Source organism: Streptomyces bambusae, assembly GCF_019400985.1.
Classification (GTDB): Bacteria; Actinomycetota; Actinomycetes; order Streptomycetales; family Streptomycetaceae; genus Streptomyces; species Streptomyces bambusae_A.
Genome location: NZ_WTFF01000232.1, coordinates 1 through 11,974, shown reverse-complemented (window position 1 = coordinate 11,974; position 11,974 = coordinate 1). Strand labels below are relative to the sequence as shown.

Sequence of the window (11,974 nt, the reverse complement as noted above, 5' to 3'; positions counted from 1 at the left end):
GTCTCGAGGGTCAGTAGGTGGGGATAGAAGACACCCGCCGGCCGGGGGGGAGGCGCCCGAAGGGGGTGCACCGGAGGCGCCCGCCTGCTCCACGGCGGCCGCGGCGGAACCGGCAGCAGCCGAGGTGGGGCCCGCGGTGGCCGGAGCCGGGCCGGAGCCGGTCGGGGACTCCGCCAGGAGGACGTGGCAGTTCGTGCCGCCCAGGCCGAAGGCGCTGACGCCCGCGACGAGGGGGCGGTCGGGGTGGGGCCACGGGCCCGCCTCGGTCTGGACGCGCAGGTGCAGCGCGTCGAGGTCGATGGCCGGGTTGGGGGTGCGGAAGTTCAGGCTGGCCGGCAGGGTGCGGTGGCCGACGGCGAGGGCGGCCTTGATCAGGCCGGCGATGCCGGCGGCGCCCTCCAGGTGCCCGATGTTGGTCTTGGCCGAGCCGACCGGCAGCGGGTCGGCGGCGTCCCGGGCCGCGCCGAGCGCCTCGCCGAGCGCGGCGGCCTCGACCGGGTCCCCGACGGGCGTGCCGGTGCCGTGCAGTTCGACGTACTGCACCTCGGCGGGATCGGTGCCGGCCGCCTCCAGCGCGCGCCGGACCACCTGGGCCTGGACGTCCGCGCTGGGCACGGTCAGGCCGTCGGTGGCGCCGTCGTGGTTGACGGCGCTGCCGAGCAGCACGCAGTGGATCCGGTCGCCGTCGGCGAGCGCCCGCTCCAGCGGCTTGAGCAGCACCAGGCCGCCGCCCTCGCCGCGTACGAAGCCGTTGGCGCGGGCGTCGAAGGTGTGGCAGCGGCCGTCGGGGGACAGCGCGCCGAACCCCTCGGTGAGCTCCGAACTGCCGGGCGCGACACGCAGGTTGACGCCGCCGGCCAGCGCCAGCCCGGCCTCGCCGGAGAGCAGCGCCTGGCAGGCGAGGTGGACGGCGACGAGCGAGGAGGACTGGGCGGTGTCCACGGTCATGCTCGGGCCGTGCAGGCCGAGGGTGTACGAGACCCGGTTGGCGATGACACCGCGGTTGAGCCCGGTGAAGGCGTGCGGGAAGGCCCCGGCGGATCCGGAGCGGCGTACGAGGTCGGCGTAGTCGTCCCAGATCGCGCCGACGAACACGCCGGTGCCGCTGTTCTTGAGCGATGCGGGCAGGACGCCGGCGTCCTCCAGGGCCTCCCAGGCCAGTTCGAGGACGAGCCGCTGCTGCGGGTCCATGGCGGCCGCCTCGCGCGGGGAGATCCCGAAGAAGCGGGCGTCGAAGGTGTCGACCCGGTCGAGGAAGCCGCCGCGCGCGGTGGCCGGTCCGGCGTCCGCCGGAAGGGCGTCGCGGCGCCCCTCGGGCGCCTCGGTGACGGCGTCGGTGCCGTCCCGCAGCAGCCGCCAGTACGCGGCCGGTCCGTCGGCCTGCGGGAACCGGCAGGAGATGCCGATGACCGCGATGGGCCCGGTGGGCCCGGTGGTACGACCCGGTGTCCCGGACGCCTCCGGAGCCGCCGTCGTCTGCCGTGCCGAATTCACCGGGTCAGCCACGATCTCCCCCTTCGCCTGTTTGCCTGATGCGTCTTCAGGACTCCGCCGGGGCGCGGGCGGACCGAGGACCGGGGAATTCCATGCAGACCGTCGAGACGCTGACGTCCACGTCTAAAGGTCGGCTAAAAACCGTTGCCGGTCATCGGGCCGAGGAGCTGCTAGGGGCCCCTAGGGGTGGGAGCAAGGGTTACCGCAGGCACGGGGGCCGAGAAGCATTGCGGAATGTCCCACTCACGTACCACGCGGTGAACGCGTTCCGCGGGAATCCCCGCGACCACCGCCACGGTCAGGAGCCCGTCATGATGACAGCAACAGGAATTCTGGGAACCGGCTCATATCTGCCTGCCGACACAGTCTCCAATCGCGTCGTCGCGGAACGGGCGGGAGTCACCGAGGACTGGATCCTGCAGAAGACCGGAATCCGCGAGCGCCGCTACGCGGCGGAGTCCGAGGCCACCTCCGACCTGGCCGTCGAGGCGGCGCGGGCCGCTCTGGACGCGGCCGGCGTCTCGGCGCGGGAGCTGTCCTGGATCGTGGTGGCGACCTCGACGCCGGACTCCCCGCAGCCGGCGACCGCCTGCCTGGTGCAGCACCGGCTCGGCGCGGTGAACGCGGCCGCCTTCGACCTCAACTCGGTGTGCAGCGGCTTCGTCTTCGGCCTGGTGTCGGCGGCCCGGCTGCTGCCCGGGGCGGACGGGGCCGTCCGCGGGTACGCGCTGGTGATCGGCGCCGACGTCTACTCCCGCATCATCGACCGCGAGGACCGGCGCACCGCCGTGCTGTTCGGCGACGGCGCCGGCGCCGTCGTCCTGGGGCCGGTGCGCCCCGGGTACGGGATCATCGGCTCGCACCTGGCCAGCCGCGGCGACCAGCACGACCTGATCCGGGTGGAGGCGGGCGGCAGCCGGCTGCCCGCGTCCGAGAAGACCGTCGCCGAGGGCCAGCACTGGTTCCGGATGGACGGGCGCGGGGTGCGGGAGTTCGTGGCCGCCGAGCTGCCGCGCGCGGTGCGCGAGGTGCTGGCGGAGCACGGCGTGTCCGCCGCCGAGGTCGACCACTTCGTCCCGCACCAGGCCAACGGCGTGATGCTGACCGAGACCGTGCCGCAGCTGGGCCTGCCGCGGGCGGTCACCCACCTGACCGTCGCCGAACACGGCAACACCAGCGCCGCCTCCATTCCCCTCGCTCTGGACGAGGCGTTCCGGGCCGGGTCGATCCGGGACCGGGACGTCCTGCTGCTGGCCGGCTTCGGCGGCGGCATGTCGCTGGGCACGGTGCTCGTCCGCTGGGACGGCACGGCGGCTCCCGCCTCGCGAAAGGACTCCTCGACATGACCGCATCACCCGCATCACCCGAATCATCCGGAGCACCCGAAGCGCCCCTGGCCGCGCCGCCGTTCGCCACCGCGGCGGTGATCGGCCTGGGCACGGTCGGTTCGGCGTTCGCCCGCTCGCTGGCCCGGGCGGGCGTCACGGTGGTGGCCGTGGAGGCCGACGCCGCCGCGCTGGCCGCGGGACGGGAGCGCACCGAGGGCCCGCTGGCCGGGGAGCCGGATGCGCGCGGGCGGCTCTCGTACACGCTGGACCTCGCGGCGGCCGCGGACAGCGAGCTGGTCCTGGAGGCGGTGCCGGAGGACCACGCCCTGAAGGCCGACGTGCTGCGCCGGGCGCACGGACTGTGCGCGCCGCAGGCGGTGTTCGCGACGACGACCTCGCTGTCGGTGACCCGGGTGGCGGCCGCGTGCGGGCGGCTGCCGCGCACGGTGGGCCTGCACCCGGTGGGGCACGCGCCGGAGGGCGGGGCGGTGGAGGTGGTGACCACCCCGGTCACCGATCCTTCGGTGCGCGAGGCCGCGGTGGCGCTGGTGGCCGCGCTGGGCCGGACCGCGGTGCCGGCCAGCGACCGGCCGGGCTTCACCGGCGGCGGGCTGCTGATGGGGTACCTGGGCGGCGCCGTCGCGATGTACGAACGGCGCTACGCCTCGCGCGACGCCATCGACGCGGCGATGACGCTGGGCTGCGGCCTGCCGCTGGGCCCGCTGGCCCACCTGGACCTGATCGGCCTGGACACCGCCCGGGACACGCTGCGCGGGCTGTACGAGCAGACGGGGCAGGCGCAGTTCCTGCCGCCGCCGCTGCTGGACCACATGGTGACGGCGGGTCTGCTGGGCGCGAAGGCGGGCCGCGGCTTCTACACCTGGCCGGACGGTCCGTCGGGGGCCCCGCAGAAGGCGGCCGCCGAGGCCGCGGCGAGCCGGCCCTCGCAGCCTGTGCGGCCCGTGCGGCGCGTGGGCGTGGTCGGCTCCGGCACGATGGCGGCCGGGATCGCCGAGGTGTTCGCCCGGTCCGGCTTCGAGACGGTGCTGGTGGCGCGTACGGACGTCCGGGCGAAGGCGGCGCTGGAGCGGGTGGCGGGGTCGGTGGAGCGCGGCATCAAGCGCGGCAAGATCAGCGCGGTGGACGGCCGGGCGGCCCTGGAGCGGCTGGTGCCCGCGGACTCGCTGGAGGCCGTGGCCGACTGCGACCTGGTGGTCGAGGCGGTGGCGGAGGACCTCGCGGTCAAGCGGAAGATCTTCCGGGGGCTGGACGCGGTGTGCCGGCCGGGTGCGGTGCTGACCACGACCACGTCGAGCCTGCCGGTGGTGGAGTGCGCCGCGGTCACCTCGCGGCCCGAGGACGTGCTCGGCATGCACTTCTTCAACCCGGCGCCGGTGATGCGCCTGGTGGAGGTGGTCGGCACGGTGCTCACCGCCGAGGACACCCTGGGCACCGTGCACGAGGTGTGCGGGCGGCTGGGCAAGTACGCGGTGGGCATCGACGACCGGGCGGGGTTCATCGTCAACGCCCTGCTGTTCCCGTACCTCAACAGCTCCGTGCGGCTGCTGGAGGAGCACCGGGCGGCCGCCGGGGACATCGACGCGGTGATGACGGCGGGCTGCGGCTACCCGATGGGTCCGCTGACGCTGCTCGACACCATCGGCCTGGACGTGTCGCTGCAGATCCAGAACAGCCTGCACGCCTCCTTCCAGGAGCCCTCCCTGAAGCCGGCCCGGCACCTGGAGCACCTGGTCGACGCCGGGTTCCTGGGCCGCAAGAACGGCCGCGGCTTCCACACGTACTGATGGATGCACACGGATCGATCATCCGCGACTTATGTAACTTCACAAATTTCTGAATGTTCGGTAGAGTCGTATACATGCAGCCCGACATGAGCGTCGACACCGTCCCCCTCTCGTGGTGGATCCTGGCCCTCGCACTGGCCGCGGTGTTCGGCGACTCCCTCCTGCCGATGCTGCCCAGCGGCACCCTCGTGGTGGCCGCGTCCGCGTGGACCGCGCAGCACCGGATCACCCCGGTGCTGCCGGTCCTCGCCGTTGCCGCCGCCTCCTTCCTCGGCGACCTGGCCCTGATCCTGCTGGCGCGGCGCGGAACCACCTGGGTCCACGCGCGCCTGGAGCGGCGGCCGGCCTGGCGGCAGGCGACGGAGCGGATCCAGGGCGGGCTGGCCCACCGGATGGGCCGGGTCGCCCTGGCCGCACGCTTCGTCCCCGCCGGCCGGACCGTCCTGGACATCGCCCTGGGCACCTCACCCGCGCTACGCCCGCGCCACCTGACCTGGTCGGCCCTGGCCGGCCTGCTGTGGGCGGCCTACCTCGTGGGACTCGGCCACCTCGGCACCCGCTGGTTCGACACGGCCTGGCTGGGCCTGGCCGTGTCGGTATGCGCAACCGTCGCAGTCAGCACACTCATCGCCCGAATGGCAACCCGCCGCAGCCCGGCCGCCCCGAAGCCACCGCGAAGCGACGGGTGACCCGGCGTTCAATCCTGGACTCCGGATCCTGCACAGCGCCCCATCGCACGTCGTCCCGGGCAAGCCATTCCAACGACTGGTCACACCAGGCCCCGCATGAGGAAAAACCAAGGGCCAGCACCGAGGGTGCTGGCCCTTGCTGACGGTGCGCGCGCCAACGCGGTGTCCGCCGATGTCCCGTTTCAGCATGGTTTGCAGCCAGTAGCGTCAGGGGGACTGCCCAGGCGGTGCCTAATCCGGCCTGGCTTGTGTCTCAGCGTCAGTCAGAGGATCCCGGCAGAGCAACTTCGAGTTGGACAAACGAGAGCCAACCGATGGCTCATAGACGTGTATGTGACCGAAAAACACCCCTACCAGCCCTGTCGGCAGCGCCGGCAGCTGCACATCGGGACCAAGACACGCAGGTCAGCGGCGGCAAAAGGTTGTCCGTCCATTGGCCCATTCCTGCCAGCACACAACCGTGTGTGGATGGAACGCCAGTGAACCAAAACGGGCGATCATCCACTGCGCACGTCTGTGCGTGCTCGCCGGACTGAGATGATTGGCACGGCACCACACTCGTGGGGGGAGCGCCAACTTCCCCTGCGTGCATGCCTTTTGCAGCCAGTAGCAGCTGGTGAGGCGCCTGCCAGCGCCTCGCCAGCCAATTCGACGAACAGGGGAAGCCTCCATGCCCAGCAGGAACAGCTCCAGCACGCCCGCATCCGCCTTATCTCCCGCGGCCGAACCGACCCGCCTCACCCTCCCCATGGTCCTGGGCCTGATCGCTTTCCCGGTTCTCGGCACAGTCCTCGCCATCACCGGCGTGCCCGCCGCTGAGATCTACCCTCTGCTCGCGTACTGCGGCGCCATCGGCGCCACAGTCCTCATCGTGGCGAGCGGAGGAAGGAAAATGATCGCCGGGCTCGCAGAGCTGGTGTTCCGAGTGAGCCGGTGAGGGCATCTGATGGGACGCTCTGAGAACCCCGTCGACTACACGGTTTCCGAGCGCGGGCACCTCGCATCGCAGCTCCGAGAGTTCCGCTCGGCAGCCGAACTCACCTACGAGCAGCTTTCGCTCAGGAGCGGGCTGTCACCCGCCACCCTGAAGCGCGCCGCAGCCGGCAAGAAGACGCCGACAGAAACAACGGTCGTCAAGTACATCGAGGCATGCGGCGGCACAGGTACCGAGATTGCCGCGGGGATGTCCTACTGGCGGCGGGCTCGGGTTGCTGAGCGCGGGCTCACCAGACGAGCTACCCCCAGCCCTGCTCTCATCGGCACCGAGGGAGATCTGAGCCAAGCCTTGGTCAACGTCTATCAGGCAGACGGCGCTCCCTCTCTACGAGAGATGCAGCGCCGAGCCGGTAAGGAGTGGCTCGCTCTCAGCAGCGCTTCGAGGATCATCAACCGCCAGGCACTCCCGACCACCCCTGACCAAATGCGGGCCTTTCTTCGAGCATGCAATGTCCCGGAGAAGCAACAGAAGCCCTGGCTGGATGCGTGGAACAGGGTCGTCGGCCCCGGGCGGTTCGCTGTCACGAGAACCGAACGCCTGGAGAAGTGGCGGCAGCTGAGGAACTCTGTTGTCCATGGTGACGCGCAGAAGTACGCCGCACTGACATCACCTACTCCTTCCCTGGATGATCGATCCAAGGTCGGGGAGATGTGGCACCGACTGCTCTACGAGTCCTTCGTGACCCTCGACTATGAAGTCTTCGGCAAGCACGTGCGCACCGTCGTCTCATAGCCAGCCTCGTCCCGAGCACATGCGCAGACGGACATGGATCTTGTGCCATGGGCGTCTGCGCATACCCGGTGCGGGTGCGCCTGTCGCGATCGGCCTGCGAGAGTCGATCATTGCCCACCAGGAACGCACCATCGCCGAACTCCCGCCAGGAGGCCACCCGTGACCACCGTGACCGTCTTGCACCCCGGCGCCATGGGATCCGCCGTCGCCGCCCAGGCGGCGGCAGCGGGACACGAGGTGCTGTGGGTACCGGCGGGCCGGAGCGAGGCCACCCGGGAGCGGGCACGCACGGTGGGAGCGGTGCCGGTCGACACCCTGGCGGAGGCCCTGGAACGCAGCGCCGTCGTCCTGTCGGTGTGCCCGCCGCAGGCCGCCGAAGAGGTGGCGGAGCTGGTCGCCGCCCACGGCTTCGCAGGTGTCTACGTCGACGCCAACGCGCTCAACCCGCAGCGGATGCTGCACATCGCCGAGGCCATCGCTCCCGGGACGTCCGTGCTGGACGGTGCGATCTTCGGCCCGCCTCCAGGCGGGGCCCGGACCGCCCGTCTCTACCTGGCCGGGGCAGGCCCAGCGATCGACCTGGTGGAGGGCGTGTTCAAGGACACGGCCCTGCACACCCGCCGGTCGAGCGGCGCCATCGGCTCCGCCTCCGCACTCAAGATGGCCTTCGCCGGCTACCAGAAGGCCGCCCGCACCTTGGCCGGCGTCGCCCACGCCCTCGCCGACGCCCACGGCGTCGGCGCGGAGCTGACCGCAGAGGCCCAGGTCATGGCCTCCGATATCCTCTCCGACCCCGAATACCTCCCCAGCGTCGCGGCCCGCGCCTGGCGCTGGGCGCCGGAGATGCAGGACATCGCCGACACGCTCCGCGCGGCCTGCCTGCCGCCGGACATGGCCGAGGCCGCGGTGACCGTGATGTCGCGCTGGGAGCAGGACAAGGACCGGTACGACCTGTCGGTCGCGGACGTCCTCGCCCACCTGCGGAGGCCCGGCATCTGATCGCAGCAGGCGCCCGACCCACATGTTCACCCAGTGCACTGGGCGGCCGAGGCCGAGAAGTTGTCAGTTGAGCGGTTCGAGGATGTCGGGCTTGCCGTCCACGGCGGGGCCCCAGCCTGCTGGAAGGTGTGCGGCAGCGATTTCGACGGCTTCCTCGGCGGTGTGCGCTCCGCCGATCCGCTCCCGCCCGACGCCCGACGCCCGACGACGAAGGTCCCGGCAACGGGACGGGGGCATGGGTCAGACCTGGCCGTAGAGGGTTGGCAGGTCGATCAGCTGGACGCCGGGGTCGGCCTCGGCGATGGCGTGTGCCTTGTCGTTGAATCCGGCTCCGCCGAGGCAGACGAGCCGGGTGCTGGTGGTGTCGTAGCGGCCTGCCAGGGTGACGAGGTCGCGGATGTGCCGGAGGCGTTCGATGTGGGCAGCTCCCATGGTGTCGTTCCACTTGGCCTCTCCGATGGCCAGGAGTGGCGGCTTGGCGCCATCCGCGATTCCGACGACCGCCACGTCGACCTCATGGCCGGTGCGGGCCTTGGGGTCGTGGACGACACCGTGTCCGACGCGGGCGGGCAGACCGCCCAGAAGCTCGGGGTCGGCGTGATGCAGCGCCCAGTCGCGGCAGACCTGTTCGAAATGGGGTCCCAGGACGTTGCTGACGAAGCGGCGGCGGCTTGCCTGCCAGACCCGGGCCGCGCTGCCGGGGCGTTCGAGCTGGTCCCAGACCGGTCGCATGATCGCGTGGTAGAAGCCGATCAGCGGTTCGGCGATGCGGTAGGTGGGGCGGTTGTCGCGGAAGACATCAGCGTCCCGGTGGAGCAGGCCCGCGTCTTCGAGGACGTTGATGGGGTGGGTGATGTCGGTGGCCTTGCGTTCCAGGTAGCCGGCCATGCCCCCGCGGGTGGCGTTGCCGTCGGCGACGGCGGCCAGGACGGACAGGTACAGGGCGGTGTCGCGGAGGTCGGGTTCTTCGGCCAGCAGGTAGCGGGCCTCGCGGAAGAGGGGGGTCTCGGGATTGAGGACGGTGCGGACGACCCAGTCGTCGAAGTCGTCTGGACCCTTGGGTGTGTCGCCGCGTGCGAACTCGCGCCGGTAGGCGGGAGTGCCGCCCACGATGGCGTTCACCTTCATGGCCAGGTGGGGGTCGGTGATGTCCCAGAACTCGGCGGCGAGGCGGTGGTCGAGGGGGCGGACGACCAGTTCCAGACCCGCCCGTCCGCGCAAGGGGGCGTTGCCGGACAGCAGCCGGCCCATGAAGGACAGCGCGGAGCCGCACAGCAGCAGCCGGGTACGGGAGGCGGTGCGCTGGTCACGCAGCGGCCGCAACGCCTCCTGGATGATCGAAGGCAGCTCGGGGTTGGCCTTGGCGAGGTACGGAAACTCGTCGATCACCACGGGGACGGGCCGCTCCGCGCCGAGCGCGAGCAGTGCGTCGACGGCCTCCGCCCAGTTGGCGAAGTGGAAGGGGCTGGAAGGGCGGACGTGGGTGGTCAGCGCTGCGCTGATCCGTCGTAGCGACTCGGCGTCGGCGGCCTCGGTCGCACCGAAATAGAACCCCCCGGCGGCACGACAGGCGGCATCCAGCAGGAACGTCTTGCCCTGGCGGCGACGCCCCGAGACCACCCCCAACGTCGCGCCGGGCTGTGGATCGGTGATGAACCGGCTCAGCGCCGACCACTCGAAATCCCGGTCGAACATCTCGGCGGGCTTGTCCACGAGCTGCTCCAGATAGAGAAGTACACTTACATAAACCATACCCCTATATTCTGGTGATGGCTCGCAGCGTGCGTCTGCCATGAATGCCACCCTGCCGCCGTCGAGCGGCCTCCCCCGCAGCTCCGCACTCCGAGCCCCTGCCGCGCTCCGCCGAGGAACTCGTACGGCGGCATCATGTCCCGGTCCCGGTGCGGTCCCGCACCGGCTCCCCGGCGGCCATCCGCTTCGGGAGGGCAGACCCGTCGCGGTGGGTGCGCCAGCGGTCCATCAGGGAGTCCAGTTCCAGCTTCACGAAGCTGAAGAAGTCGGCCGTCTCCTCCACGCGCAGCCCGGCGGGCGTGCCCGCCCCCAGGGCCTCCACCCCCTGCTTGAGCGTGGCCGACCAGCGGTTGAGCATCTGGTCCCGGCTGGTCACCGCCTCGTACCAGACGTCGGCGTGCACGCGGTAGATCTCGCGGCGCTCACCGGGGGCGCGCTCCCGGCTGACCATGTGGACCTGCGCGAGGTAGCGCACGGCCCCCGAGACGGCGGCCGGGCTGACCTGGAGGCGGCGCGACAGCTCGGCCGCGCTCAGCGCTCCGGCGTCCTCGGCCAGCAGGCAGGCGAAGACCCGCGCCGGCATCCGGGGCACCCCCGCCGCCACCAGGTCGGCGGCGAACCGCTCGACGAACGCCGACACTTCCTGCCCGTACTCCCGCTCTTCGCCGGCGTTCGCACCCACTTCGTCTCCCTGTGATCGATCGTCAGGCGGCACTCCACTAGCTTCACAATATTCTGAAACTAGAGTATCTTCCGAAATATGATGAAGGCGATCGAGATTGCTGGACTGCACAAGTCGTTCGGCCGCGCCCGTGCCCTCGACGGGCTGGACCTCACCGTCGCCCAGGGCGAGGTCCACGGCTTCCTCGGCCCCAACGGGGCGGGCAAGTCCACGACCATCCGCATCCTGCTGGGGCTCATGCGCGCCGACGGCGGCCGGATCGGCGTACTCGGCGCGGACCCGTGGCGGGACGCGGTCGCCCTGCACCAGCGGATCGCGTACGTACCCGGCGACGTGAACCTGTGGCGCAACCTCACCGGCCGCGACGTGCTCGCCCTCCTCGGCCGGCTGCGCGGCGGCACCGACCCCCGGCGCGCCGCGGAGCTGTCCGAGCGCTTCGGGCTCGACCCGTCGGTCAAGGGCCGGGCGTACTCCAAGGGCAACCGCCAGAAGGTGGCCCTGGTCGCCGCGTTCGCCTCCGACGCCGAGCTGCTCGTCCTCGACGAGCCGACCTCCGGCCTCGACCCGCTGGCCGAGGAGGTCTTCCAGAGCTGCGTCGGCGAGGCGGCCGACGAGGGCCGCACCGTACTGCTCTCCAGCCACATCCTCAGCGAGGTCGAGGCGCTGTGCGACCGGGTGAGCATCATCCGCGCCGGGCGCACGGTCGAGACCGGCACCCTCCAGCAGCTGCGCCACCTCTCGCGCACCTCGGTCACCGCCGAACTGGCGGGCCCGGTGGGCGGGCTGGCCGACCTGGCCGGCGTCCACGACCTGCACGTCCGCGGCAGCCAGGTCCGGCTCCAGGTGGACCCCGACCGGCTCGGCCCGGTCCTGGAGGCGCTGACCGGGAGCGGCGTACGCAACCTCGTCAGCCGCCCGCCGACCCTGGAGGAGCTCTTCCTGCGCCACTACCGCTCCGCACCGCAGCCGGCTCCCGCCGCCGGACCGGCACGGGAACTCGACCCCCACTGAGACACGGCGGCGACAGCCGCCCGCAAGCGGGCAGTCACCACGCGTGCGGCCCCACGGCCGGGGCGCCCCTGCCCCACGTGACGCCGTGAGCACGGCACTCTCCTTCCTCGGTCCTCGGTCCTCGGTCCTCGGTCCTCGGCCGCTCACGCGGCGGGCAGCCGCCACACGCCCGGCCGGACCTCGGCCCACTCCGTGCGCGCACCGCTGCCGCGCACCTGGCGCAGCCAGCGCACGGCGTACGCCTCCAGGCGGCGGTCGCCCAGCCCGGCCGCCAGGTCCAGGCACGCGGCGAAGTGCGGCTCGGCCGCCTCGGGGCCCTCGGTCTCCAGCAGCACCAGGGCCCGCACCCGCTGGGCCTCGTACCGGTCGCGCGGGTCGCCGGGGGTCCGGTCGAGCGCGGGACGAACCGGGGCGATCAGCCGGTCGGCTGCGCCGGCGGCCGCGGCGTCAGCGGCCCTGTCCCGTAATCCCCACAGAAGGTGCCG

General features: G+C 71.9%; 11 protein-coding genes and 1 pseudogene. 7 read left to right on the top strand and 5 right to left on the bottom strand.

Annotated features, from left to right (window positions below; all coding sequences use genetic code 11):
* Window positions 1-1,416 (bottom strand): beta-ketoacyl [acyl carrier protein] synthase domain-containing protein (locus tag GPJ59_RS26140; protein ID WP_308120491.1); only part of this gene is annotated, 1,416 nt, incomplete at its 3' end.
* Window positions 1,417-1,808: 392 nt separating this feature from the next.
* On the opposite strand from GPJ59_RS26140, the gene GPJ59_RS26135 reads away from it, so the two are divergent.
* The 6 genes from GPJ59_RS26135 to GPJ59_RS26110 all read left to right on the top strand — a co-directional run bounded on the left by GPJ59_RS26135 (window position 1,809) and on the right by GPJ59_RS26110 (window position 8,044).
* Entirely contained in the window at window positions 1,809-2,840 is a 1,032-nt protein-coding gene (locus GPJ59_RS26135) for a 3-oxoacyl-ACP synthase III family protein (RefSeq protein ID WP_219670150.1), read from the top strand.
* Complete coding sequence (locus GPJ59_RS26130; protein ID WP_219670148.1) at window positions 2,837-4,627, top strand: 3-hydroxyacyl-CoA dehydrogenase family protein; 1,791 nt, start codon at window positions 2,837-2,839, stop codon at window positions 4,625-4,627. The genes GPJ59_RS26135 and GPJ59_RS26130 overlap by 4 nt, the downstream gene beginning before the upstream one ends.
* Window positions 4,628-4,701: 74 nt before the next feature.
* Window positions 4,702-5,316 (top strand): DedA family protein, encoded by a 615-nt coding sequence (locus GPJ59_RS26125; RefSeq protein ID WP_219670147.1) that lies wholly within the window; start codon window positions 4,702-4,704, stop codon window positions 5,314-5,316.
* A gap of 670 nt (window positions 5,317-5,986) precedes the next feature.
* Window positions 5,987-6,253 (top strand): hypothetical protein, encoded by a 267-nt coding sequence (locus GPJ59_RS26120; RefSeq protein ID WP_219670146.1) that lies wholly within the window; start codon window positions 5,987-5,989, stop codon window positions 6,251-6,253.
* Between the two features lie 9 nt (window positions 6,254-6,262).
* A complete protein-coding gene (locus GPJ59_RS26115) occupies window positions 6,263-7,045 on the top strand; it encodes a helix-turn-helix domain-containing protein (RefSeq protein WP_219670145.1) in 783 nt (260 codons plus the stop codon).
* Window positions 7,046-7,204: 159 nt separating this feature from the next.
* Window positions 7,205-8,044: an NAD(P)-dependent oxidoreductase gene (locus tag GPJ59_RS26110; RefSeq protein ID WP_308120490.1), complete on the top strand. Its 840-nt coding sequence runs from the start codon at window positions 7,205-7,207 to the stop codon at window positions 8,042-8,044.
* Window positions 8,045-8,107: 63 nt separating this feature from the next.
* Here the strand turns inward: GPJ59_RS26110 and GPJ59_RS38930 are convergent, their stop codons facing one another.
* From GPJ59_RS38930 to GPJ59_RS26095, 3 genes are all read right to left on the bottom strand, one after another.
* Window positions 8,108-8,281 (bottom strand): DUF6193 family natural product biosynthesis protein, encoded by a 174-nt coding sequence (locus GPJ59_RS38930; RefSeq protein ID WP_219670143.1) that lies wholly within the window; start codon window positions 8,279-8,281, stop codon window positions 8,108-8,110.
* 3 nt (window positions 8,282-8,284) lie between these two features.
* The gene (locus tag GPJ59_RS26100) at window positions 8,285-9,757 is read right to left on the bottom strand and encodes an AAA family ATPase (RefSeq protein WP_219670149.1); all 1,473 of its coding nucleotides are present in this window, start codon (window positions 9,755-9,757) and stop codon (window positions 8,285-8,287) included.
* 172 nt (window positions 9,758-9,929) lie between these two features.
* The gene (locus GPJ59_RS26095) at window positions 9,930-10,478 is read right to left on the bottom strand and encodes a GbsR/MarR family transcriptional regulator (RefSeq protein WP_219670142.1); all 549 of its coding nucleotides are present in this window, start codon (window positions 10,476-10,478) and stop codon (window positions 9,930-9,932) included.
* 78 nt (window positions 10,479-10,556) lie between these two features.
* On the opposite strand from GPJ59_RS26095, the gene GPJ59_RS26090 reads away from it, so the two are divergent.
* The gene (locus GPJ59_RS26090; protein WP_219670141.1) at window positions 10,557-11,489 is read left to right on the top strand and encodes an ABC transporter ATP-binding protein; all 933 of its coding nucleotides are present in this window, start codon (window positions 10,557-10,559) and stop codon (window positions 11,487-11,489) included.
* 143 nt (window positions 11,490-11,632) lie between these two features.
* Here the strand turns inward: GPJ59_RS26090 and GPJ59_RS26085 are convergent.
* Window positions 11,633-11,974: pseudogene (locus GPJ59_RS26085) on the bottom strand (AfsR/SARP family transcriptional regulator); the annotation flags it as partial.